This window comes from Acidiferrobacter thiooxydans (assembly GCF_003333315.1).
Taxonomy (GTDB): Bacteria; Pseudomonadota; Gammaproteobacteria; order Acidiferrobacterales; family Acidiferrobacteraceae; genus Acidiferrobacter; species Acidiferrobacter thiooxydans.
This window is the reverse complement of the sequence record NZ_PSYR01000002.1, coordinates 1,028,662-1,050,372: the sequence shown is the minus strand read 5'-3', so window position 1 is coordinate 1,050,372 and position 21,711 is coordinate 1,028,662. Positions and strand designations below refer to the sequence as shown.

Sequence of the window (21,711 nt, the reverse complement as noted above, 5' to 3'; positions counted from 1 at the left end):
CGTCCCTCATGGGGCGTGTTGGCAGCGGTTGCTCGGTAAGCCGGTCTCCTGGGGCCGCCGTTATGGCATCCTCGCGGCGGGTGGTGCCCCGCGGTCCGTGCCTGAGCCATACACCAAGCCGCAGGATTGGTCCGAATGATCGCCCCCAGGGCGATAGCGCCGCCGCACCACCCCTGAACCGCTGCGCGGTTACAGGCGGAGCACTACGGCGCGTCTTGGGTAGGCCTTGGCGCTGAACCGACTGCCGATCCGGTAGCCGCAGCGCTTGACCTTATCCAGGGGGACGCTGGGGTGCGGCCATCAAAGTGCTCGTCCAGATCCGCGTGCTCCGTGACGGGGACGCGCAGCCGATCTGCTCGTTCCCATACATCTGGCAGGTCGCATAGTCGCTTACGTCGGCCGACTCGCCGTCGGCCCGCAGGTCGACCACATCCATGCGGTACCACCCTATATGGGCACACCCGGCGGGTCCCATCGACTTCCCCTTACGGCCGGCCTTCTCGACCTCGGGTCATCGATTACTTGCCTGTATGACATTCCAGGCTACATCCCAGCGTATCCGCTCCTGTTCGAGGCGGACTTGTTGGCCGCAGGTATTCCCCTTGATCGCCTGATACAGCGTTCGTTCGGTACTGGTGAGTAGCGGCAGTTCTGTGGAAGGGTGCTGGTCTTTCTCTTCGACCCACAAATCACGATGGCTCATGAGCGTAAACTCATCCATAAGCACCGTCTTCAGGCTCGGGATGTATGTCCGCGCCCGATTGAGAATGGCAAAGCCATGCGTATCAATGTCGCCCCAGTATATACAGCGCGCCTGTTGTAGCCATGGAAGTTGTCCCAAAACGTCAACCGCATAACCCAATCGCATGATCACAACCGCGCCTGGCAGGTCATCAAAGGCAAGTCCGGTTTGAAGGTTCTCAACAATGAAGACATTCTGTGGCCGTATGCCAATGCTCGCAACCTCGTCACAAGGGGCAGAGACATCGCCCAGACCGCCCAAGCGCGCTCTAAGTTCCGGGTCCAGAACGCGCATGCGCATTAACTGCGGCTGTGCCCGCAAACCGCAACGCCTAAAGAAATCCCGCTCTCCGGTCGGGTCACCCTGGAGCGTCGCAATCAGGTCGGAGATCAGGCCTTTTCTGGAATCCAGCCATTTGCTGTCGGCCCCGGTAACCGGAATCTGTCGCGGATAGAGGTTCGAATTCGGATTGAGACTGATCCAATCCAGCATCTCGGCCAGCCTACGAAAATCCGCGTCGCTGTAGTCAGCGAGGACCTCGAAATATCTCGGGAGTTGCCGCGCCAGTGCCGGCCAGCGAGCCGTGAGCGTCTGATAGCGAGATTTGGCCCGCCCCCACCGTGCGGATTCACCAATCCACAAAGCCACATCTTCAGGGTTCCGTAACGCCAGTTTCTCTGGAAGTCGCTGGCTGCCAAGCGTCTTCCATCGGCGCTCGCACCAGGACAGGGTGCCAACTCCTTGCCAGTCTTGCCATGCGCTCGCCCAAACGCGAACGCCGTCGACTTGCCTTAGGGCAGCCTGTTCCGTCGGCATGCCGAGCGAGACCTCCAGCGGCCATTGGCCCTCGCCGGCATCACCGAGCAACCACTCGCGGTGTCTGCTCTGAAAGCGGCGGGCAAGAAACCGTCGAACATCGTCAGGAAGCTTCAACGGTAGCCCCCTCTCGAGCATGCTCCGGCAGCTTCAACCGCTGGCGCTCGCCATCGTACTCGATCAACAGGACCCCCGACACCCGCCGGTCACTGATATCCACGAAGCAGGCGCCGCCGATGAATGGTTCGAGGGTCATGACGGACTTCAGTGGCGTAGCGACCACCATTTGAAATCCAAAATTGGTAAAGATGTTCATCGCCAAGGCGGTGAACTCGTTGTCGGCCTTGTCGAAGGCCTCATCAAGGACGACGGGCGCATACATCGGCAGGCCGTGGTCGTTCCCACCCAGCTGATACCGCAGGGCTGCGGCCAGGCACGTGGTGGCGAGTTTCTGCCGTTGACCGCCGGATTTGCCGGCGCCACTGCGGTAAATCTCGACCTCGACGCCACTTTCATCGATCTCCCGTCCAATGAACTCGACATGCTGTCTAACGTCGAGCACAGTCTCACGCCAGCGCTTCTGCTCGGGGTCTTGACTGGCGAGTCGATCGACGAGTCGCCGCAGCGCCAGGAAACGCGCCTCGGCAAACTCGCGATCCTCCGTCCATGCATGGCTCAGTGCCTGTTGGATCTCTTGCTTGAACTCCCTGACGTCGGCAAGCTGCCGGTCGCTGGCGTCGATGTGGAGATAGGTGCGTTGATTGGCGCTTTGGTTGAACGGCACCTGGCCAAGGCTCTCGTTCACAAGTCCCATCCGCTCCAGGATGGCTTTGCGTGCATCGTTCAGGTAGGTGGAAAGGGCCGCCAGATTCTGGTGGCTTTGGTTCTGCAGGAGTGCAAAGAATCGCTGCTCATAGGCGGGCAGGCCATCCGTTTCCAGTCGAACCAGCTTGGCGAAAAAGTCCGACGCGCTGGCGAGGCTCACATCCATGTCGCCAGCCTCCATCGGCCACTGCCGTTTGAAATCGGCAAAGCGCGCTTCTATTTCCTTCTCGCAACCGCCGATCTCATCTTTAATCTCACCGATTTCCGTGTTGAGCCCTCGTTCGACAGCGGTTGCGACCTTGTCGAGGTTTTCGAGTCTGATGGCCTCGGACTGCTTGGCGAATCGTTCGCCGAGCCCCTTGATCTGATGGGGAGTCAATGGAATTCTGGACGCATCTTGAAGGAGGGATTCGAGTCTCTGTCTGCTGTCGTTGATCTGCTTGAGAACCGAGTCATGCGCGACCTTGGCTTCTCGGAGGTCCTTGTCTGCTTGATTAACGAAGTTCTTTTGCGTGTCGATCCGTTCACTGATTTGCAGTAAGGCGGTATTGCCTTTCCGCGCTTCGAGAATCTGCCGTTCGACCGTGGATATGCGGTCTAAGAGCGGTATTACATCGATTTCCTGCCACTGGAGATTCACCAGGGTCTGGCACTGTATGGCGCGGGTGGCCCGATTCCTGTCTTGGTTGGCGAGGGTTTCTATTTCTCTCTCGAGGCGCGCAATCGTCGCGGCCAGATCCTGGGTCTGGGCCTGAAAGAGCCCCAGCTTCTCGCGGTTGTCGAACCCGAGCACCCAGTGTCGTCGGTCGCCGATACTTCTCCGATCGTCTTTCTCGTGGCGGGTTTTGCTGTGCTTGACCTGGCCCTCCCGGGTAATGGCCCGATCGGCGCTCCGGAACGACTGAATGGAGTCGACGCATGCGTAATCGAATCGTTGCCGGAGTTCGGCCTGCAGCCAATCGGTATAGGCACCCTCCTTGACGTTCAGCTTCAAGACGAGCGAGTTGGCGCCGATAGGCCTCGTCTGCCAGGTCTCCGAGCGGCCGGTTCGGTAGTACACCAGACGCTGCCCAAGATGGGTGTTGTTGATGTAATTGGCCAGCGCCGAATACTGTCGCTCGTCCACCAGAAGTGAGAGCGCGAAGCCGTGCAGTACGCGCTCGATGGCACCTTGCCACGCGGCCTCGTCAGGCTTCACCTCAATGAGCTCGCCGACGAAGGGCAGAGTCGATTCCGATACCCCAATAGCTGCGGCGATGTCGCGGCGCATTTCGAGCATATCGGCCGAAATGTTGGATGGCTGGCGCTGGAGTACCTGTACCTCCTTCACCGCTTGCAAAAAGGCCGTCTCAACGTCTTTCTTCTGTGCGGCTACGCGGAACTGTTCTTCGCGATTCTCGTTGCTGCGCTGCTCCCAGTTTTCGACTTCCTGACGCGCATTACCCAATAGTTCAGCGAAGGCCTGAGGGCTATCCGGGAGGCCCCAGCCAAGCTTCTTGCACGCATCTTCAGCCTGGCCGCGTTTACGCAGGCGATCTGTGCGCTGGCCCTCGAGCCCAGATTTCTCAGCTTCCCATTGTTCGATCTGATCGCCGCCTGCCTCACGGTGCTGTCGCTCCAGATCGCGTAACGTTATGGTGTGGTTATCCAGGAGGCACTGACATCGACTGACTTCCCCTTCCGAGCCGCCGGCTTGCACCTCCAGGAACTGTACATGTTGTTTCAGGAGTTCGATGCGGCGGGTTTCCCGGTAGCCATCAACGCCCAGCCGAAGCTCGTCTAGCCCGTTGCGCGTCAGCATCAATGAATCTCTGCGCTGATATTGGTCTCGCGCGGGCGCGAGCGTTTGAACCTGCTCGCGAGCGGTCACTACCGCCTGGTGGGCGGCATTGAGTTCACCAAATTCGCTGACCAAGCGATCGGCGACCTCGAAGGTCTCGGGCCTGTCGAGCATGAAGTCCCGCAGGAAGGTATTGAGGTCGCCGAGATTTTTGGCCGACTGGGTTTTGTGCAGCAAGCGCAACGCCATTTCGCTGTCGATACCGAGCAGACGACAGAAGCGTTCGCAATAGGGACGAAACTCGTCGCGAGCGAACGCCTCGGGCAAGGACTGTTTGAGCTTCCGGATGTCGAAGTTGGATTGGCCGAAGTCGTCCAGCTCGCGCAGGTCAAAGGGGCGCTCCAGGACCAGGTAGTGGCGTTTGACGTCGGTGCTGCCATTGGCATTGCCGCGAAGCCAAAACACCTGAACCAGCACCACGGACTGGCCCAAGGCATTCTGGTAGGTTAGCGCCAGGGCAGACCACGTTGTCCCTGGGCGCAAGTAGCGGGTGGCGATCTCACCCGACTCCCCATCCTTCTGTTCGGCCCACGCACCGCGTATGTAGGTGACGAGATTCCGGTCACGGCCGCTGCGGTCGGCCTCGCGCGCGGCAGCGTTGAAGTCGATCCAGCGAGGCGGCACAAGCAGCGCTGAAAATGCGTCGAGTAGAGTCGATTTCCCAGACCCGGATCGACCGACAAACAGAAAGCCGCGTTGGCTGATCGGTACGTCATGCAGACCAGAAAATGTGCCCCAGTTGTACACCTGCAGGCGAGTCATCCGGAACTGCTCGCCGGCGAATAAGGAGGCGGTTTGGGGTTCCGAGGTCATTGGTCGACATCCTCGTCAGCGTCAGTCTGAGCCAGCTGCGCTGGCGTCTCTCCGGCCGCCATACGCTGGTACAGGTGGGTCAGCGCTTGTATTTCCTCTGCCGAGAACAGGAGCTTCAATGTGGGCGAGATCTCGAAGCGATCCTCGCTCGCGCGAATTTTCTGGAGGATGCTGTGCTTCTTGATTTTCTCGATGGAGGCATGAACCCGTTTCACGAATCCGGCCCGGTCGGTGTTGGCGGCGCGCTCATAGAGGGATAGAAACTCCGTGATCTCGTCTGTCGACACCACGGCCCGGTCACCCTGCGAGTCCGCTTGGGTCAATCGCTGGCGAAGGTGGAGCAGCAGAATCGAGTCAATAAACGTAAGCTGGGCCCTACGCAGCAGAAGGGGCACTTCGAGGTCACCGGTATCGGCCTGACGGGTGAAGGCCACGCGCACGTCTCGGTCGATGACCAGTTCGAGAAACAGTTCGGCAAGTCGCCGACGTATCACCGCTTCGTCGCGTACCAGGATCGGCCAGAGTTTTTGATGTCGACGCCCGTCGAGCGAGGGTCCTGCCAGCAGTTGCACCAGGGCGCGCCTGGTATCCAGCGCCAACTCGCCACTGTCACCCAGGAAAAGGCTGTTGCTGGCCGCCTGCGTCGCATCCGGCGCTTGCGCTTCAGCTGGTATTGGCGATTCGTCGTGCTCAGACCAGTTCATTGGCCCGCTCCCTCAAAAAGAAGATCTTTGGTATTCGGGCGCTACGGCGCTCATCGTCGCCGCCAACCCAGCCTACGGTTTCACTGTGGTCGGCTTTGAATCCATGCCGGCTACCCAATGCCAGCAGACCGACGACGCTGCCCAAGCCCTGTGCGGCGGGGAACTGCTCCAGGACATCGGCGATGGATGCCTGAGGGCGTTGCTCCAGGACAGCGCGCACGTGGGCCTTCAATGTTCGGAAGTCGATCTCGGACTGGGCCACCAGTTCGCCCACAGACTCCAGGTCGATTGGCGGCGCGTCCCCTTCCGCCATCTGACCAGGCAAGGCTTGCAAGGAGGGGTCATGCAGCACCCATTGGGACAAGGAACGCAAACGGCTGCTTGTGAGCGCAAGCGTGTACTGGAGGGTTTCCGTGGCCCGGACCTCATCCTTCAGGGCCAGCGCGGCGCGCTGAGCGTCCTTCAGCAGGTGATTGAGTCGGCGTTGCTCGAGGTATTCACGACTCTGGACGAAGTGCTTCAGGCTGCGCGCGAAGGTCTGGAGCACCTCATGAACCATGCCGCCCTGCTCGAGAAGGGTCCGCGTCAGCCGAAGGAGGAATCGCCGCTCCTTGGCTTCGAGCTGCCCGACGAACTCCCGCGACATGATGTTCTCAAGGGCTTGATCAAGCGTGGCGGCCTGCTCTGGGTCCGTAAGCAATCGCCAGAAAGCGGAGAAAGTCCTTCCGGCGTCGCTCTCGGAGATCAGGTCGATTCCGGCGAACAGTGAATCCAGCACATCCCCCCGGTTGCCATCGTTGTCCATGATACGTTCACGGAGATCGCGATTGAGCTGGTCGAACTGATCGCGGACGCGTCGGAAATCCCCTGCAAGATCATCAGCCAATGCGATGATCTCTCGCGAGCGCTCCAGCGCCGTTGCGTGGGGCAGCACGCGCATCTGCCCCTTCTGGATGGCGTCTATCTCCTTATCGATGCGGGCTTGCTCGGCCATGAGTCGGTCTATGCGACGGAATTTGTCGGTGTCGGTATCCTCTGCAAGCCGGGCCAGCGCCTCGATAACAAGCGTCAGGCGGCTTTCGGTTGCGGCAGAGTGCGGCTGCTCCAGGCCAGAGACAAATCGAATGGCTTCGACGGCGGCCGTAGAGAGTTCATATTCCTCCTCTGAGGTCCCGGTTGGGAATCGTCTCTCCAGGTAACCATCGGCAAGCCAGCCGGCGACATACGCCTGTGCCGTTTGCGGAAAGTCTTCGCCTTGGGCGCGCAGCTCTTCGAGATCTCTTGCGATTCGTTCGTGAAAAATGGAGGCGGGGAGACTTCGGTCGTTCTCGTAAAGATGGGCTTGGAGCAGGCCGATGACGGTGGGCCCGGTGTTCGAGGCAAGCAGGCGCCACAGCGGCTGCGCGCGCATGCGCCGGTACGTCGCGATGGCTTTGTCTGCTTTCACTCTACTCCAGGTGCGGGTCTCGCTTGATGGTTATCACAAGACAACGCATACACACATCAAAAACGACTTATGGACAGATTATAGAGCAGACCATATACTTTCTGCAATAATCAATATAAGCATTGGCTAACCTGAACGAGCCAGCCAGGATGTCGACCGAACAGCTTGCAGATCTAACCCAGCCACAGCGCGACCGGCTCGCGTTCGTGGAGCTGCGCGTGCGCTTCATCGGGGAGATACGCCGCCAGGACTTGGTCACGCGGTTTGGTATCCAGTCTGCCGCCGCATCCCGGGATCTCGCGCTGTACAAGGAGTGGGCCCCCGGCAACATCGACTACGATGCCAAGGCCAAGTCCTACGTCCTGGGGCCAAGCTTCCGGCCGGTCTTCGATTTTCCCCCGGAGCGGGTGCTGTCGTGGCTGACCCAGGGGTTTGGTGACGGCGAGCCGATGCGGCGCAAGACATGGGTAGTCAGCGAGAGCCCGTCCCGGCTCACGCACCCGGATCTGGATGTCCTTGCGAGCGTGACTCGGGCAATCCATCAGGAATGCCCGTTGGGCATAGAGTACCACTCCATCTCCAGTGGCCGCACCGCGCGAGAGATCGTCCCGTTCGCGCTGATCGACAACGGCCTGCGCTGGCATGTCCGCGCCTTCGACCGAAAGTCCGAAGAGTTTCGGGATTTCGTCATCACCCGGATCAAGAACCCTATAGCGCTCAAGGGGCAGCCGGTGGCGACCCATGAAATGAGCGATCAAGACATTCAGTGGACTCGGATCGTCGAGTTAGAATTGGTTCCGCACCCGGATCAGTCCCGGCCTGAAATCACTGAAATGGATTACGACATGAAGGATGGTTCGATACGGATGCGCGTTCGCGCGGCTGTAGCTGGCTACACGCTGCTGCGCTGGAACGTGGACTGCTCGCCCGATCACAGCCTCAGGGATGAACAGTACCGCCTGTGGCTCAGCGATCCGCTGGCGTTGTATGGGGTGGAGAATGCAAAGCTGGCTCCCGGTTACCAAGCGCCGAACGGCGCAAAGAATCGATAGGAACAGAAAAGCACAATTCTGATCCCAGCAGAGATGGCCTTGGCGCATATCATAGGAAACGCCGTGGAGGCCGCCTACAGACGGGGCGACCCCCCGGAACCGAGGCGCGAACTGATGAGCGCTTGGGCCAAGTACTGCGCAGGGGCGGGCAACGTCGTGACCATCGTGAGGGTAAGGGAGGCGTAATGAAGGGACATAATCTGCAATTTATCACCGACGAAGCGGGCCAGCGGGTGGCCGTGGTGTTGCCCTTAGGCGATTATGAGAGGCTGTTGGCGATCCTCCGCCATGAGGCCCGCCGCCAAAGCGAGGCGCTGCAAAACGACCCACAAGAACGCGAGGACGCGGAGTTTATCGAGCGTATGGCGGCATGGGATTGAGGCGCGGGGACATCGTCACCGTGGTGGCCCCTGGCGATTTTGGGAAACCCCGCCCGGCCTTCGTGGTACAAGCTGACAAATTTTCCGGGCATCCTACGGTTACGGTCTGCCTTCTCACGAGCGCAGAGCGTGATGTGCCCTTGTTCCGTTTGGACGTTACACCCACATCGGAAAATGGCTTGCGCGTTCCCTTGCAGATTCAAGTCGATAGGCTTTTAACCTGAACTTGCCCCCACTGCAGTAACGTCTATTTCACGTAATGTCCTATGATTTCAGGGGTTGTCTGGGATTTGGGGGGATTTTTGGGGCTTGCCGGGTAGTCACTCATATGTGGCGTAACGGGTTGATTGAGGCGTACAGGGTGCATATAGGCGGTAAGCGCCCCAGCAACCGCGCCCTGCCCGTGATCCTCTAAGTCGCTTACGATCCGATCCATCACATTGATGGAGACGGATGGATGGCAAAGATCCGCAGCAATGAGGCTTGGCAAGAGCTCTTTGCCGAGTACGAGGCAAGCGCAGAAGGTGCGCGCGACTTCTGTGCCCGGCATGGGCTACGGTTGACGTACTTCTATCGGCGCAGCCTGGAGCTTCGCGGGCGTTCGGCAAGCCGCCGGGGGCAAGAGGTCAAGCGTGGCGCACCCCCCGCGGCCTTCGTGCCGGTGACGGTCACACCCCGGGGCCTGCCAGCACCGGTCGGCCCCAAGCCAGGTGGCCCCCACTGCGTGGGGGATACGGTCACGCTCACTATCGGCAAGGCCTCGCTGGCGTTGTCGTCTGCGGTGCCCCCGGCGTGGGTGGCAGCGCTCCTTATGGCTTTGGAGGCCTGATCCCCATGCGCATGTTCATAACGCTCGGCTACGGCGAAAGCCAAGATCGCCCGCCGACACCACGCAGACGGCACGCCTGTCCACGGCTTCCAAACGCTCCTCACGGAGCTTGCCACCATCGTGCGCAACACCGGCCATGCGGCCGGCATGCCTGCCGTACATCCGCTGAAGCCGATGCGCCGACCTTCACCGTGACGACCCAACCTAATCCGCTGTAAGCGCGCCATGGCGCTTATCGATACCCTCGCCGTGTAGGCAGGGCGCGAAACAGGGATCTTCTCACAACGCCTTGAAAGGTCCAGGGAAAACGTCTTTCGTTCGGGGTAACTTGAGGCTAATAAGCGCTAGAGGACGTAAAGACAAAGAAAAACCGGCACTTAGGCCGGTTCAGTGGAAGCTAATGGATGGTAATAAACAAGGTAATGGTGGTGGGGCGGCAGCCTGTGTCAAACCACGGTGGGAACTCTGTAATCGAAGCTGAGGTGCAATGCGAACCTCTGCGGGTTCAAGGGGGGTAGCGCCAACCGGCGGCCTGCTCATGGTGGACGTTCAAGTGGTTTTCCCCTGGAGTCGGTCACCGAGATGGGCATGAAAACTCGCATGCCTCACCCGTCCGGTTTAAATCCGTCTTTGGGAGTCGAACCTGCGCCCTTCTGATCACTGCGCCTGTCTGGGGCCTCTCGGGGGGATGGAGTCACGCCGACCGCTGGCGCGACTGCCATTCGCTGAGCTCGGACGGACGCAGCCCGTAGCGCGCCAGCACACCCTCATGCAGCCGTCGGAGCTCCTCGATCACCAGAGCCTCGACGTTGTCCCTGTCGGCGCCGAGCTCATGCTGCGACAGACATTCCGCGATGACGTCCAGCGGCGCCTGCTCGGGCTGGCGGACGACTTCGCGCACTGATTGCTTGATCACCTCGCGCCAAGCCAGCCGCAGTGGGTCGGGCTCGGCAAGATCCTGCTTGATGGCAAGGTACTCCTGGGTCGAGCGCTCGTAGGCCCAGATATACAGGTCGCGCAACAGCTCGATCCTGGTCAGCTCGTAGACCCCGAGCCCGGCGCGGCTGTACGCCTGTTCCGGCACGTCGAGAAAGGTCAGCGGACACAGATTGGCGCGGATCAGCGGCAGGTTCGCCGCAAGTCGCGAGGTCCGTTTGTTGACGTCGGCAAAGGGCTGCAGATAGGGCAACTGGACCATCATGAAGAAGGATTGCTCGAATGGGTCCTTGATGCGGTTCGCCTTATCCAAAAGGAGGTCGAGCATTTCTTCGATCTGGGCTGGCACGGCGAGTGGGCGATAGACGCTCTTGCCGATCTCCACGCCATGCTGCCGCAGGCGGCCCTCGTCGGCGGGGTTGGGCAGGAGGTTTTCCGAGAGCGCGCTGTGCAGGTTGAGCAGCGTGAAACGGTTGAAGCCGACCGTGTCCGCGTTGTCGACCAGGAGCTCGATGGCCGCCTTGTGATTCAGGATCATCTGCGTTTCGATGGTGGCCTTGCCCCGCGCGGCACGGCCGTGCTCGATCAGCTCCCGGGTGTCGAGCCGGGTGTAGGTGTTGCCTTCCAGGCGGCTGGACGCCCAGGACAGGTCGATCAGCAGGCGGTTCAGGACGGCGCGGCCGTAGGTTCCCGCCGGCAGCATCAATTGGCCGGTATCACCCATCTTGCGCAACTGGCGCCGCAGTGGTTCCGGCAGATACCAGGTACGGTTGGGCTGGTAGGCATCCAGAAAATCGCGCTGGTAGCCCACCGGCTTGCGAGCCGCGAGCGGCTGGTCGACATAGGCGAGGACGTCCCAGCTGTCGGCCGAAAGCGGGATGTACCGGGGAAAGGCATCTTCGCCGGTGGCCGTGGGCGCCAAGCTGATGAGCGCAGCGATGTAGCGACGTGCCCGCCCTGCGCCCAAGGCCCTGATCCGACCTTCCGCCACCAACTCATTGAGCCAACGCTGGGCCGTCCGACGGGCAAGCCCCGGATGCTGGGCCAGGATGGCGGCGACCGATAACCCCCCAGGGCTGGCTTGGATGCTTTTGAGTAGGTCTTTCGGAGAGTGCATAGGGCCCTGTGGCGCAATTCATAAGATACTGTGGCGCAATTATGGCGCAAAACACAACATTGCGCCAGTATGGATGGCGCGATTCGCGCCGGTCTCCGGGGGTATCCTTCAGCGCGGCGATATCGCATGCGTGCGGACGGAACAGCGCCTTCATGGCTCCTGCCAACTCGTTCGGAAGGAGACCAATATGGAAGTCGTTCATCTCAACCAGAAGCAACTGGCCACCCGCTGGGCATCAGCGAGGTCACGCTGGAGCGGTGGCGCAGCGAGGGGATCGGGCCCAAGCTCCTGAAGCTCTGCGGCCGGGTCCTCTACCGTCAGATCGACATCGACGCCTACGAGGCATCGTGTCTGGCGACCTCGACCAAGAGCCGCGGCGCGCGGGTGGGCGCAGAGTGAAGTGTTGCGTTTTGTTGGTAATCGTCTTCGAGTAAAGGCGATTCGGAACAGGTCGGGGACGGAACGGACGACAGGGATTGCCAAACATGTGCAATATGGCAAACATGACACAACAAGCCCAAGCTCTGCCCGCCACGCTTCGCGCCATCCGCGCCAAGCTCGATCTCACTCAGGAGCAACTTGCCGAGCAGCTCGAGGTCTCGTTCGCCACGGTAAACCACTGGGAAGGCGGTGACATCAAGCCGCATGGCTGCCGCCGCGAGATTCCCGGCGTTGAGATCCTTGAGCATCGTCGCTCGGGCGAAGGCGCCCGCGCCGAGGTTGAAGACGAAGTCCACCAGCGCGTCGAGCTCGGACGGCTTGAGTGAAATCCGCACCAGCCGGCTGACCGCATCGGAGGTCGCCTGGATATCCTTTTTGAGCCAGGCTTGCGCCTGCTCACGCGTACAGGTCATGCCTTCGCGAACACCGTGGGTGTGGCCGTAGCCGATGGTCCACACGCCGCCGGTGTCGGGATAGGCGGTGAGCCGGCAGCCCTCGAATCGTTTGGTGAGCGCAAGGCCCGTTCTGCTGTAGGTCATGAGCGGGTTCATCGTTCACCCCCCCTGAGAGGCGGAGAGAAAAACGGCGCGGAGAGGGCGAAATGGGGCCCGGGGTGGGCGAGGCGGCCGGGGAAGGAAGTCCGCGGGAATCCCCGCGAACACATAGGGGCGCGCAAGAAAAAAGGCCAACCGAGAACGGTTGACCTTGATATATTGGTGGAGACGGCGGGAATCGAACCCGCGTCCGCAAATCCTCAGCCAGTCAGTTCTACATGCGTAGTCTGTCTACGGTTTCGCCCGTCGCCCTCCGACAGACAGGACGGCTACGGGTTGAGCCTGCTTGGATTTAATGGCGCGGTAACAGGCGCACCGCGACACGATCCTGCGTATATGACCGTTTCATCCCAGCCCGCAGAAAGAACCGGGGAAACGGTTAGCGGGGATTAAGCCGCTAAGGCGTAGTTGTCGTCGTTGGCAACTATGGTTTTTGCAGTTGGATTTACGAGGAACCCTGCACCTCGGCATGCCCTGAAGGCGTCGTAATCCACGTCGAAACCGATCGTCCCCAAGAACAAGGTATTATCGTATCCACGCGATCCGATTGCAAGGAGGAGGGCTGAACAAAGGCGGTACCTGCGATACAACAGCGCTGGGACATTCTGCGCGAGCACAACGTGACGAATCTGGGTGTCGCGATCCCCTGGCGGCTTGCGCGTCCGTAAGGCCAGTCGCTAGTGCTGCTTGATCGCGCGTTCCTGCTCGCGATTGGACTCCCGCTCCTTCAGGGCGGCGCGCTTGTCATGTTGTTTCTTGCCTTTGGCAAGCGCGATCTCGATCTTGGCGCGCCCGAATTTCCAGTAGAGGGAGAGCGGCACCAGCGTGTAGCCGCGGCGCTCGACGGCCCCCACGAGACGGCTGATCTCGAGCCTGTGCAGCAGAAGCTTGCGTGTTCTCGTGGGGTCGGCCTTGATATGGGTCGAGGTCGTTTTGAGTGGCGAGAAGTGGGCCCCAAACAGGAAGATCTCGCCGTTCTGGACGATGACATAGCTTTCCTTTAGCTGCGCGCGCCCATCACGGAGACTCTTGGCCTCCCAACCCTGTAACACGAGTCCGGCCTCGAATCGCTGTTCGATGAAGTAATCGTGCCAGGCCTTCTTGTTCTGGGCGATGAGGCGCGGTTCGGTGTCCTTGGGGCGGGCCATGGTCGGGCATGGTGCCGAAGGATGGCCGACCGCGCAAGGCCTATTCGTCATGCCGCCGATTCGTTTAGAGTGCTAGGTTATGTCCCGCTCGCCCGACAAGGCTGCCACGTCATGGTCGTCCCCCTCACGGTTTTTTCTCGTGGGTCTGGGGGCGCTCGCTGGCATGGACTCCTTTTCCGAGTTCCCCTATCTCTTGACCCATTACGGGGGCGGGACCTTCGTCGCGGTCTACGCCCTGGCCTTGTTGGTGATTGCCTGGCCGCTGCTCGGGGCCGAGCTCGCCGTGGGGCGCCGCGCCGGCGAAGGCGGGTGCGCCACCGGCGCCATCGTGCGGGCCGTGCCCGGGCGGGCCTGGCGCTGGGCGGTACGCGCGGCGTCGCTGGGCGGGTTCTTGATGTTTTGTTATGTGGCGGTGGTCGCAGGCTGGATGTTGTCTTATCTTCATGCCGCCCTGGCCGGCGAGTTTCGCGGGGCGACGGCCGCCTTTGTGGAGACACGATTCGCCCATCTGGCCGCGAATCCCGGGCCGATTCTGGCGTGGGAGGCCTTGTTTCTGCTCCCGGTGTTTCTGGTGAGCGCAGGCGGCTTGCGTGCCATCGAGGACCTGTCCTATCTCCTGGTACCGGCTCTGTTGGCCCTGTTGGTCGCACTCGTGGTATTTGCCGCCACCCTGGGGAGCTTTTTCGTAAGCGTTCCCGTCTTGCTCGCGCCGCGCACGACGCCCTCGGGCCTGACATTGGCCCTGGTCGCCCTGTCACAGGCGTTTTTCGGGCCCGGTCTTGGTACGGCCTCGCTGCTCGCCTACGGTGTTTCCCTCAGGAGCTCGGTGTCGGCCGGTCGCATGGCCTTGGCACTGGTGCTTGCCCAGGTCTTCGCCGCCTGGCTCGGGGGCTTTGCGCTCGCGTCCTTGGCCTTTGCGGCCGGGCTGAGTCCGCTCGCCGGTGGCGGATTCCTTTTCGAGACCTTGCCGCTCATGGATGCGCGGTTGCCGCACGGCACGCTCGTGATTGTGCTGTGTTATCTGGGCCTTATCTCCGCAGCCTGGCTTTCTGGGGTGGCATGGCTCGAGCCGGCCGTGCAGCTTCTGGTGGCGCGGGGCATGCCTCGGGGGCGGGCCGCCCTGAGACTCGGATTCGGTGCCTTGGCGATTGGCGCGGTTCTCACGCTGTCTTTGAAGTCGTGGGCCTTTTCGTTTACTTTCTTTGGACGACTAAAGACGCTCGGCCTGCTCGATGTCGTCATGATCATCGCCGTGAATGTCTTGTTGCCGTGGGGCGCGGGGGGCTTGAGTCTGCTCATGGGCTGGGCGCCGACCGGGCTTTTCGCGCGACGCGATCTGCTTGATGGCCGGCTTCGCCTCTGGCTCTGGGTCTTGCGTCTGCTGGTACCCGCGGCGACCCTGGTCGTGATCCTTACTGCACCTAGGTTGGTATTGTGACAACGATTAGCAAAAGCGCGCTCGTTCCTTACAGCGCCGAAGAGATGTATGAACTGGTCGCCGATGTCGAGAGCTACCCACGGTTCCTGCCGTGGTGCGCGGGGGCGCGGGTGCTGGAGCGCGACGATTCCGGGCTGGTGGCAGAGATCGACATGGCCTTCGGCGGCATCCGCAAGACATTCACGACCCGCAATATCCATGCGCCCGGGCAAATGGACATCCGGTTGGTGCGCGGGCCGTTCAGTCGGCTTGAGGGATCATGGCGCTTTACCCGGGTGGGCGATCTGGGCAGCCGGATCAGCCTCGATCTCGAATTCGATTTCGCAAACCGCCTGCTGGCGCTTGCCGTAGGGCCGGTGTTCGGGACGATCGCCAACAGTCTTGTCGAGAGTTTCCAGAAGCGTGCGCGTGAGGTCTATGGCGCGCGTTGAGTGGCCGATCGAAGTCGTTTACGGGGCCCCGATACCTGATGTCCGATGGGTGCGTCTCGCCCCGGGAAGCAGCGTCCTTGATGCCATCCGCCGGTCCGGCCTCCTCGATGACTATCCGGGACTCGATATCCGCGCCCGCCGGGTCGGTATCTTCGGGCGGTTTGCGGCTTTGAGCGATCCCGTCAAGGCCTTCGACCGTGTCGAGATCTATGCACCGTTACCCGAGGATCCGAAGGAGGGCCGTCGTCGGCGCGCCGCCGTCAAGAGTCGGATTCCCCGTAAATGTGGCGCGGGGTCGGACGCGGCGTTCCGACGATGCGTGCAAGCCGTCCTTTCTTGAAGTACAAGGTGAAGTGCTCGGCGATGCGCGGCTTATAGTTGCGTTTCAGGGAGTAGTAATAATCCCAGCGATTCGGATGGAACGGGTCGTGAATCGCCGGCGCCCCGAGGTCATAAACCACCTCGTTCTTGGTCATCCCGACGTGCAGTCGGGCGATCATCCGCGCGGTGATGACATTGCCTTGCTGGACTGTGGGGCGATAGAGCAAATGGCAACCGCTTAGTGCCAGCGAAGCCAACACAAGAAAAAGCACATTCGGTTTTTGCATGGGAATCGTTCTAGTTTACACTGGCTTTTCGTGAGTCGAAGGCGACAAAGTTACACTATCGACCTCGTCAAGGCAAAAAGTACGGGATGAACATCATGAGCGACAGCACCGATCTCAAGAAGGCCGGCCTCAAGGCGACACTGCCGCGCCTCAAGATCCTCAGCATCCTGGAGGAGCCGCGGGCCCGACATATGACTGCGGAGGATGTCTATAAGGCGTTGTTGGACATGGGTGAAGAGGTGGGTCTGGCGACTGTCTACCGGGTCTTGACGCAGTTCGAGAGCGCGGGGCTCGTCATTCGCCACAACTTCGAGGGCGGACGTTCGGTCTTTGAGATCAACCAGGGCGGCCATCATGACCATGTCGTATGCGTGGAATGTGGCGAGGTCTTCGAGTTCTACGACCCGGCCATCGAGGAGCGCCAGCGGCGCGTGGCCGAGGCCCTCGGTTTCCACGTCGATAGCCACTCCCTTTATATGTACGGCACCTGCCTTGGCATGAAGCGCGAGGGTAAATGTTCGAAGAAGGGCACTCCTGGGACCGGCGTATCCTAGGGCAACCCTGATGTAAGCCCCTACGCACGGCTGTGAGCTGCGGGTACAGTCTCTCCGGTCTGCGGGTTTACTTACGGCCCGAAAAGGTAGCATCCTTCATCTCGCGCATACGCGAGGTGCGGGGGTCGCGGCTCTACAATCGTATATTTACGTGCCCCTTGGCGCTAGGAATGACGGCCGAGGTTCAAGAGCACCGCGGTCTCGTCGCAGCGGTTGTACTTGTAGCATTTCACACACACGTTCCAGACCTTCTCGGGCAGTGTGTCCATGGCCACGGTGACGAAACCAAGCTTGTGAAAGAAGGCCGGGACATAGGTCAGGGCCATGAGTCGGCGCAGGCCCAGTTGTCGGGCCTCGGCGATGATGCGCTGGACCATGAGGCGCCCGAGACCCCGACGCTCATATTCCTCGGCCACGACCAGGCTTCGGACTTCGCCCAAGTCCTCCGTAAAGATCTCGAGTGCCCCGATCGCCACCACCCGCTCATCGACCTCGATCACAAAAAAATCGCGCAGGTGGCGATAGATCTCGTTCATGGTGCGTGGCAGTAGGTTGCCCTTGGTCGCATAAAGCTCAAGGAAGTGGTGGATGAGCGGGACGTCGGCGATGCGCGCCGGCCGCACCTTGGGGGCCGCCATTCCCTTATCCACGGAGCATGTCTCGCGCCAGGGCGCGGGTGCGGGCGCTCACGGCGATCCCCCCCAGCATGCGTGCGATCTCCTCGATGCGCCGCGCCTGTGTCAGGACTTCGACCGAGCTTATGGTCCGCCCCCCAGTCTCGCCCTTTTCCACGAGCAGGTGGGTGTCGCCCTGCGCGGCCACCTGCGGGAGGTGGGTGATGCACAGGACTTGGCGGGTCTTGGCGAGTTCGTGAAGTCGCAGGCCCACGATCTCGGCGACGGCGCCACCGATGCCGACGTCGACCTCATCGAATATCAGCGTCGGGCCTGCGCATACGTCGGCAAGAACCACCTGCAGGGCGAGACTGATGCGCGAGAGTTCGCCGCCCGAGGCGATCTTGGCGAGCGGTTTGAAGGGTGCATCGGGGGCCGGGCTTACCAGGAACTCGACGGCCTCGCAGCCATTGACTGACAGCGCTTCCGGCGTCAGGGCCGCCTGTAGGCGCGCCGATCCAAGTCCCAGGCGCCCCATCTCTTCGGTGACGGCTTGCGCGAGTGCCGGCGAGGCCGCAGCGCGTTTGGCGCTTAAGGCCTGGGCCAGGCCCGCAGCCTCGTGTTCGCGTCCGGCGATCTCCCGGGCGAGTTCGGCAATCGCGTCCCCATCACCTTGCAGCGACTCATGCTCTGCCGCCAGCCGCCCCCAGAGTTCCGGCAGTTCCTCCGGGGGGACACGATGTTTGCGCGCCAGATCATGCCAGTGGGCCACCCGGGCCTCGAGCGCCGGGAGATCCAGAGGCTCGCTTTCGAGATCGCCGGCGATACGATTCAGGGCGATCGCCGCTTCACTGATCTCGACCCCGGCGCTTGCCAGCAGGCCCTCGACCTCGGCGAGTCGTGGTTCATGGCGTAAGAGTTGCCGCAGGGTGCTCATGGCCTTTTCAAGCGCCGAGGATAGCGCGTCGTCTCCCTCGCTTAGCAGCGCCACCAGACCGCTGATGCCCGACATGAGCTCCTGGGCATGGGCCAGGCGGCGCTCCGTGGTATTCAGGTCTTGCCATTCACCGGCCTGTGGACGTAGGCCCTCGAGCTCGTCGAGCTGGTAACGCACCAGCGAGGCCCGGGCGGCGCGCTGTTCGGCCGCTTCCTGCAAGGCGCGATGGCGGGCCCGCAAGGCCGCCAGCGCGGTCACCACGCTGGCCAGCGCCTGGGCCTCGTGCCCGGCGCCCGCATAGGCATCGAGGAGGCTGCGTTGCACGTCCCGGCGCATGAGCGCCTGGTGTTCGTGTTGTCCGTGAAGATCGAGCAGCCGCTCGCCCAGTTCGCGCAGCAGTTGCAGGGGGACGGGGGTGGCGTTGATGAAGGCGCGCGACCGGTCTGGCGCGACGACCCGGCGCACGATGCACTGATCGGTATCGGCTGTGAGGTCGCGCTCGGCGAGCCATGCGTGCGCCGGGCTGTCCGGCGTGAGATCGAAAGTGGCGATGACCTCGGCGGTATCGGCCCCGGCCCTGATGACCCCGGCGTCCGCGCGCGAGCCGAGCACAAGTCCCAGGGCATCCACGAGCAGGGACTTGCCGGCGCCCGTTTCGCCGGTCACGACCGAAAGCCCGGGCCCGAGCGGTATGCGCAACTCGTCTATGACCACGAACGATCGGATCAGAAGCTCGGAGAGCATCACACCCTTCGACCCCAGTGCAGTTTCTGGCGCAAGACCTCGTAGTGGTTGCGACCTTCCGGGTGCAGCAGGGTCAGGGGGGTCTCGGAGCGGCAGACGATAAGGCGGTCGCCGTTCCGGACACCGAAGTTCGATTGCCCGTCGAAGGTCACATGGGCGCTCTGATCGCTTACGAGCACGATCTCGATGCGGCAGCCGCTATGCACCACGATCGGCCGGTTGCTCAAGGTCTGCGGACAGATCGGTACGAGCACGATGGCCGCCAGTGTCGGGTGCAGGATGGGCCCGCCTGCGGACATGGCGTAGGCCGTGGAGCCGGTCGGGGTGGCGATGATCACGCCATCGGCGCGCGAGCCGCTCACGAGCTGCCCGTCGACATAGGTCTCGAACTCGATGAGGCGGGCGAGCTCGCCCTTGTTCACTACCGCGTCGTTCAGCGCCAGGCGTTCTACGAGCGTCTGCCCGTCGCGGACGATGGTCGCGGCCAGCAGAAAGCGTTCCTCGGCCTGGTAGTGGCCGTCTAGGATGTGGTTGATCATGCCGATGTTGTCGGTGGATACGTCGGCAAGAAAACCCAGGCGCCCAGCATTGACGCCTATCATCGGGACGTGATGGGGTGCGAGCGTGCGTGCGACACCAAGCAGTGTGCCGTCGCCGCCGAGCACGATGGCAAGATCGATCGTCTCCCCGATGCGGTCGAGCGGGCAGGTGGTTACGCCCGCGAGATCAAGTGCGGCGGCGGTATCCTCCTCGACGGTGATCTCCAGCGCCCGGGCCTCCAGGAGCGCATACAGGCGTTGCAGCAGTTCGCGTCCGCCCCGGTCACCGTATTTACCGAACAAACCGACGCGCGTCATCACCGCCTTCATCGCCAATCCCTCATGGTCACAACACTAGCATGGGTCCCTTTGGGCGGCCAGAGAGGGGCGCTCTGCAACCACCGTGCATCCGTCTGTTGACACCCAGGGCGCCTATTGGTAGCGTGCCCTTGGCACTCGGAAAGTCGGAGTGCTAAGAGGGGGTATAGCTTATGGTGTCGTTAACGCCTCGTGCCGAACGGCTCCTCAAGGCGCTTATCGAACAGTATATAGCCGAAGGTCAGCCCGTCGGCTCCCGGACATTGGTGAAGCAGGCCGGGCTGGAGTTCAGCCCGGCGACCGTGCGCAACATCATGTCCGACCTTGAGGAGTTCGGTCTCATCCGTTCGCCCCACACCTCGGCCGGACGCGTACCAACCGAGCGCGGGTATCGCTTTTTTGTGAACACCCTGCTCGCGGTCAAGCCGCCGAAGACCCTGGACACGGCCTCGATCGAGGACCGGTTCCTGGCGGATCAGGACCCGCAGCAGCTCATCGAGTCGGTGTCCGGCCTGCTCTCGCAGGTTACCAAGCTTGCCGGGATCGTACGCGTGCCGCGGCGCGTCGATGCCGGTTTTCTGCAGCTCGATTTCCTGTCACTGTCGCCTACCCGAGTGCTCGTCATCCTGGTGACGCAGGATGGTCAGGTCCTAAACAGGGTCATACACCCCAAACGGTCGTATTCGGCCTCGGAACTGCAACAAGCCGCCAATATCTTCAACGGCGCCTACGCCGGCCTGTCCCTCGATGAGGTCCGGCGCAGCCTGGTGGAGGCCTTGCGGCGCGACAGCGAGGACATGCAACAGATTCTGCGCTCGGCGGTGGAGATGGCCCATCAGGTGTTTGCCGGGGAGGCGATGAGCGAGGCGCCGCTTTTTGTAAGCGGCGAGACCAATCTTTTGGCCTTTCCCGAGCTCAGCAATACCGAGAAGCTGCGTCGTCTGTTCGAGGCGTTCACCGCCAAGCAGGATCTCCTGCACCTGCTCGATCAGAGCATGGTCTCACAGGGGGTGCAGATCTTCATTGGCGCGGAATCCGGTTACGAGGCCCTGGAGTCGTGCAGCGTCGTGACCGCGCCCTATGAGGTCGATGGTCAGATCGTCGGGACTGTGGGGGTGGTCGGGCCGACGCGTATGTCTTACGACCGCGTGATCTCGGTGGTCGATGTCACCGCGCGCCTATTAAGCGGGGCCTTGAGTCACGGCGCCCCGGGTTAGACACGCTTGATTTGCCGCGGCGCGATCCCCACATGCCGCTGGTGAATTCATGACGGAGCAGGTGATGGCGGACAACGATACAATGACGGGCGACAAGGAGTCCGGGACCGAGACCAAGACACCGGCGCGTGAGGAGCCGCAAGCGGCGCCCGCGGCCGACGACCCGGCGGCACTGGCAGCCGAGCTCGAGAAGGCCCGCGCCGAGCTCGCCGAGAACCGCGAACGGCTTTTGCGGGTCGCTGCGGAGGCCGAGAACACCAGGCGGCGCGCCGAGCAGGACGCCGCGACCGCGCGCAAGTTCGCCCTGGAGCGCTTCGCGACCGAGCTTTTACCGGTGCGCGACAGTCTCGAGCGCGCCCGCGCCGTGGATCGTGATACCGCCGGACAGGCCCTGGAGGCGCTTTTTGCCGGTGTGGATCTGACCTTGCAGCTGATGGATTCGGTGCTTGAGAAGTTTGCGATCACGGCGATCGACCCCGCCGGGGCGCGATTCAATCCGGATCAGCATCAGGCCATGTCCATGGTCGAGAGCGAGGATGTGCCGGCCAACCACGTCGTGGAGGTCGTGCAAAAGGGGTTCTTGTTGAACGACAGGCTTTTGAGGCCGGCCCTGGTGGTGGTCGCCAAGTCCAAGTCCTGACCCTTGAAAAACGCCCTGGGGCCCCCA

The 21,711-nt window shown here is 62.0% G+C and carries 21 protein-coding genes, 1 other RNA gene and 2 pseudogenes; 12 read left to right on the top strand and 12 right to left on the bottom strand.

What is annotated here, in order from left to right; translation table 11 throughout:
* Positions 1 to 511: 511 nt before the first annotated feature.
* Genes C4900_RS12070 through C4900_RS12055 form a run of 4 tightly spaced genes read right to left on the bottom strand, consistent with a single transcriptional unit; the run spans position 512 to position 7,187 of the window.
* A complete protein-coding gene (locus tag C4900_RS12070; RefSeq protein ID WP_114283520.1) occupies positions 512 to 1,675 on the bottom strand; it encodes a Wadjet anti-phage system protein JetD domain-containing protein in 1,164 nt (387 codons plus the stop codon).
* Positions 1,662 to 5,036 (bottom strand): ATP-binding protein, encoded by a 3,375-nt coding sequence (locus tag C4900_RS12065; protein ID WP_114283163.1) that lies wholly within the window; start codon positions 5,034 to 5,036, stop codon positions 1,662 to 1,664. Before C4900_RS12065 ends, C4900_RS12070 begins: the two co-directional genes overlap by 14 nt.
* Positions 5,033 to 5,740, bottom strand: coding sequence for a DUF4194 domain-containing protein (locus C4900_RS12060; protein WP_065972216.1), 708 nt, complete (start codon positions 5,738 to 5,740; stop codon positions 5,033 to 5,035). The genes C4900_RS12065 and C4900_RS12060 overlap by 4 nt, the downstream gene beginning before the upstream one ends.
* The gene (locus C4900_RS12055; RefSeq protein ID WP_114283162.1) at positions 5,727 to 7,187 is read right to left on the bottom strand and encodes a DUF3375 domain-containing protein; all 1,461 of its coding nucleotides are present in this window, start codon (positions 7,185 to 7,187) and stop codon (positions 5,727 to 5,729) included. The genes C4900_RS12060 and C4900_RS12055 overlap by 14 nt, the downstream gene beginning before the upstream one ends.
* Positions 7,188 to 7,336: 149 nt before the next feature.
* Here C4900_RS12055 and C4900_RS12050 point away from each other — a divergent pair, with 149 nt between their 5' ends.
* From C4900_RS12050 to C4900_RS17560, 5 genes and pseudogenes are all read left to right on the top strand, one after another.
* On the top strand, positions 7,337 to 8,239 hold the full coding sequence (locus tag C4900_RS12050; protein WP_065972233.1) for a WYL domain-containing protein: 903 nt from the start codon (positions 7,337 to 7,339) through the stop codon (positions 8,237 to 8,239).
* Between the two features lie 185 nt (positions 8,240 to 8,424).
* Positions 8,425 to 8,619, top strand: a complete 195-nt coding sequence (locus tag C4900_RS12040) for an antitoxin MazE-like protein (RefSeq protein ID WP_065972218.1) — start codon at positions 8,425 to 8,427, stop codon at positions 8,617 to 8,619.
* A complete protein-coding gene (locus C4900_RS17385; protein WP_211306931.1) occupies positions 8,610 to 8,843 on the top strand; it encodes a type II toxin-antitoxin system PemK/MazF family toxin in 234 nt (77 codons plus the stop codon). Before C4900_RS12040 ends, C4900_RS17385 begins: the two co-directional genes overlap by 10 nt.
* Before the next feature lie 233 nt (positions 8,844 to 9,076).
* Positions 9,077 to 9,448 carry an IS66 family insertion sequence element accessory protein TnpA gene (tnpA, locus tag C4900_RS12030; protein ID WP_114283161.1) on the top strand — a complete coding sequence of 124 codons (372 nt, stop codon included), beginning with the start codon at positions 9,077 to 9,079 and terminating at the stop codon, positions 9,446 to 9,448.
* 21 nt (positions 9,449 to 9,469) lie between these two features.
* Positions 9,470 to 9,703 (top strand): annotated as a pseudogene (locus tag C4900_RS17560) (IS1634 family transposase); the annotation flags it as partial.
* Between the two features lie 439 nt (positions 9,704 to 10,142).
* On the opposite strand, the gene C4900_RS12025 reads toward C4900_RS17560, so the two are convergent.
* Positions 10,143 to 11,501 (bottom strand): Fic family protein, encoded by a 1,359-nt coding sequence (locus C4900_RS12025; protein WP_065972219.1) that lies wholly within the window; start codon positions 11,499 to 11,501, stop codon positions 10,143 to 10,145.
* 187 nt (positions 11,502 to 11,688) lie between these two features.
* On the opposite strand from C4900_RS12025, the pseudogene C4900_RS17380 reads away from it, so the two are divergent.
* Positions 11,689 to 11,900: pseudogene (locus C4900_RS17380) on the top strand (helix-turn-helix transcriptional regulator).
* Here the strand turns inward: C4900_RS17380 and C4900_RS17555 are convergent.
* The 3 genes from C4900_RS17555 to smpB all read right to left on the bottom strand — a co-directional run bounded on the left by C4900_RS17555 (position 11,837) and on the right by smpB (position 13,644).
* The gene (locus C4900_RS17555) at positions 11,837 to 12,493 is read right to left on the bottom strand and encodes a lysozyme (RefSeq protein WP_114283160.1); all 657 of its coding nucleotides are present in this window, start codon (positions 12,491 to 12,493) and stop codon (positions 11,837 to 11,839) included. The pseudogene C4900_RS17380 and the gene C4900_RS17555 sit on opposite strands and share 64 nt — an antisense overlap.
* A 163-nt stretch (positions 12,494 to 12,656) precedes the next feature.
* Positions 12,657 to 13,009, bottom strand: a transfer-messenger RNA (tmRNA) gene (ssrA, locus tag C4900_RS12010).
* Positions 13,010 to 13,173: 164 nt separating this feature from the next.
* A complete protein-coding gene (smpB, locus tag C4900_RS12005; RefSeq protein WP_065972220.1) occupies positions 13,174 to 13,644 on the bottom strand; it encodes an SsrA-binding protein SmpB in 471 nt (156 codons plus the stop codon).
* A 79-nt stretch (positions 13,645 to 13,723) separates the two neighbouring features.
* Here smpB and C4900_RS12000 point away from each other — a divergent pair, with 79 nt between their 5' ends.
* From C4900_RS12000 to C4900_RS17365, 3 genes are read left to right on the top strand one after another with little or no spacing between them, the layout of a single operon-like run.
* A complete protein-coding gene (locus tag C4900_RS12000) occupies positions 13,724 to 15,082 on the top strand; it encodes a sodium-dependent transporter (protein ID WP_114283159.1) in 1,359 nt (452 codons plus the stop codon).
* Positions 15,079 to 15,513 carry a type II toxin-antitoxin system RatA family toxin gene (locus C4900_RS11995; RefSeq protein ID WP_065972222.1) on the top strand — a complete coding sequence of 145 codons (435 nt, stop codon included), beginning with the start codon at positions 15,079 to 15,081 and terminating at the stop codon, positions 15,511 to 15,513. Before C4900_RS12000 ends, C4900_RS11995 begins: the two co-directional genes overlap by 4 nt.
* Complete coding sequence (locus C4900_RS17365) at positions 15,500 to 15,853, top strand: RnfH family protein (protein WP_083996309.1); 354 nt, start codon at positions 15,500 to 15,502, stop codon at positions 15,851 to 15,853. The genes C4900_RS11995 and C4900_RS17365 overlap by 14 nt, the downstream gene beginning before the upstream one ends.
* On the opposite strand, the gene C4900_RS11985 is transcribed toward C4900_RS17365, so the two are convergent.
* Complete coding sequence (locus tag C4900_RS11985; protein ID WP_065972223.1) at positions 15,774 to 16,121, bottom strand: outer membrane protein assembly factor BamE; 348 nt, start codon at positions 16,119 to 16,121, stop codon at positions 15,774 to 15,776. The two genes, C4900_RS17365 and C4900_RS11985, sit on opposite strands and share 80 nt — an antisense overlap.
* Positions 16,122 to 16,216: 95 nt before the next feature.
* Here C4900_RS11985 and fur point away from each other — a divergent pair, with 95 nt between their 5' ends.
* Positions 16,217 to 16,675 carry a ferric iron uptake transcriptional regulator gene (gene fur / locus C4900_RS11980; protein ID WP_083996317.1) on the top strand — a complete coding sequence of 153 codons (459 nt, stop codon included), beginning with the start codon at positions 16,217 to 16,219 and terminating at the stop codon, positions 16,673 to 16,675.
* A 164-nt stretch (positions 16,676 to 16,839) separates the two neighbouring features.
* On the opposite strand, the gene C4900_RS11975 is transcribed toward fur, so the two are convergent.
* From C4900_RS11975 to C4900_RS11965, 3 genes are read right to left on the bottom strand one after another with little or no spacing between them, the layout of a single operon-like run.
* The gene (locus C4900_RS11975; RefSeq protein ID WP_211306930.1) at positions 16,840 to 17,325 is read right to left on the bottom strand and encodes an N-acetyltransferase; all 486 of its coding nucleotides are present in this window, start codon (positions 17,323 to 17,325) and stop codon (positions 16,840 to 16,842) included.
* A complete protein-coding gene (recN, locus tag C4900_RS11970) occupies positions 17,318 to 18,970 on the bottom strand; it encodes a DNA repair protein RecN (RefSeq protein ID WP_065972226.1) in 1,653 nt (550 codons plus the stop codon). Before recN ends, C4900_RS11975 begins: the two co-directional genes overlap by 8 nt.
* Entirely contained in the window at positions 18,970 to 19,839 is an 870-nt protein-coding gene (locus C4900_RS11965; RefSeq protein ID WP_065972227.1) for an NAD(+) kinase, read from the bottom strand. The genes recN and C4900_RS11965 overlap by 1 nt, the downstream gene beginning before the upstream one ends.
* A 161-nt stretch (positions 19,840 to 20,000) precedes the next feature.
* Between C4900_RS11965 and hrcA the strand changes: the two genes are divergently transcribed.
* The gene (gene hrcA / locus C4900_RS11960) at positions 20,001 to 21,044 is read left to right on the top strand and encodes a heat-inducible transcriptional repressor HrcA (protein WP_065972228.1); all 1,044 of its coding nucleotides are present in this window, start codon (positions 20,001 to 20,003) and stop codon (positions 21,042 to 21,044) included.
* A 64-nt stretch (positions 21,045 to 21,108) separates the two neighbouring features.
* Positions 21,109 to 21,684, top strand: coding sequence for a nucleotide exchange factor GrpE (grpE, locus tag C4900_RS11955; protein ID WP_083996319.1), 576 nt, complete (start codon positions 21,109 to 21,111; stop codon positions 21,682 to 21,684).
* Positions 21,685 to 21,711: the final 27 nt, after the last annotated feature.

What these genes read in the sequence shown, in the direction of transcription:
- C4900_RS12065 (WP_114283163.1), bottom strand. Translation starts at nt 5,036, where the DNA reads ATGACCTCGGAACCCCAAACCGCCTCCTTATTCGCCGGCGAGCAGTTC.
- C4900_RS12060 (WP_065972216.1), bottom strand. Translation starts at nt 5,740, where the DNA reads ATGAACTGGTCTGAGCACGACGAATCGCCAATACCAGCTGAAGCGCAA.
- C4900_RS12050 (WP_065972233.1), top strand. Translation starts at nt 7,337, where the DNA reads ATGTCGACCGAACAGCTTGCAGATCTAACCCAGCCACAGCGCGACCGG.
- C4900_RS12040 (WP_065972218.1), top strand. Translation starts at nt 8,425, where the DNA reads ATGAAGGGACATAATCTGCAATTTATCACCGACGAAGCGGGCCAGCGG.
- C4900_RS17385 (WP_211306931.1), top strand. Translation starts at nt 8,610, where the DNA reads ATGGGATTGAGGCGCGGGGACATCGTCACCGTGGTGGCCCCTGGCGAT.
- tnpA (WP_114283161.1), top strand. Translation starts at nt 9,077, where the DNA reads ATGGCAAAGATCCGCAGCAATGAGGCTTGGCAAGAGCTCTTTGCCGAG.
- C4900_RS12025 (WP_065972219.1), bottom strand. Translation starts at nt 11,501, where the DNA reads ATGCACTCTCCGAAAGACCTACTCAAAAGCATCCAAGCCAGCCCTGGG.
- C4900_RS17555 (WP_114283160.1), bottom strand. Translation starts at nt 12,493, where the DNA reads ATGAACCCGCTCATGACCTACAGCAGAACGGGCCTTGCGCTCACCAAA.
- smpB (WP_065972220.1), bottom strand. Translation starts at nt 13,644, where the DNA reads ATGGCCCGCCCCAAGGACACCGAACCGCGCCTCATCGCCCAGAACAAG.
- C4900_RS12000 (WP_114283159.1), top strand. Translation starts at nt 13,724, where the DNA reads ATGTCCCGCTCGCCCGACAAGGCTGCCACGTCATGGTCGTCCCCCTCA.
- C4900_RS17365 (WP_083996309.1), top strand. Translation starts at nt 15,500, where the DNA reads ATGGCGCGCGTTGAGTGGCCGATCGAAGTCGTTTACGGGGCCCCGATA.
- C4900_RS11985 (WP_065972223.1), bottom strand. Translation starts at nt 16,121, where the DNA reads ATGCAAAAACCGAATGTGCTTTTTCTTGTGTTGGCTTCGCTGGCACTA.
- fur (WP_083996317.1), top strand. Translation starts at nt 16,217, where the DNA reads ATGAGCGACAGCACCGATCTCAAGAAGGCCGGCCTCAAGGCGACACTG.
- recN (WP_065972226.1), bottom strand. Translation starts at nt 18,970, where the DNA reads ATGCTCTCCGAGCTTCTGATCCGATCGTTCGTGGTCATAGACGAGTTG.
- C4900_RS11965 (WP_065972227.1), bottom strand. Translation starts at nt 19,839, where the DNA reads ATGAAGGCGGTGATGACGCGCGTCGGTTTGTTCGGTAAATACGGTGAC.
- hrcA (WP_065972228.1), top strand. Translation starts at nt 20,001, where the DNA reads ATGGTGTCGTTAACGCCTCGTGCCGAACGGCTCCTCAAGGCGCTTATC.
- grpE (WP_083996319.1), top strand. Translation starts at nt 21,109, where the DNA reads ATGGCGGACAACGATACAATGACGGGCGACAAGGAGTCCGGGACCGAG.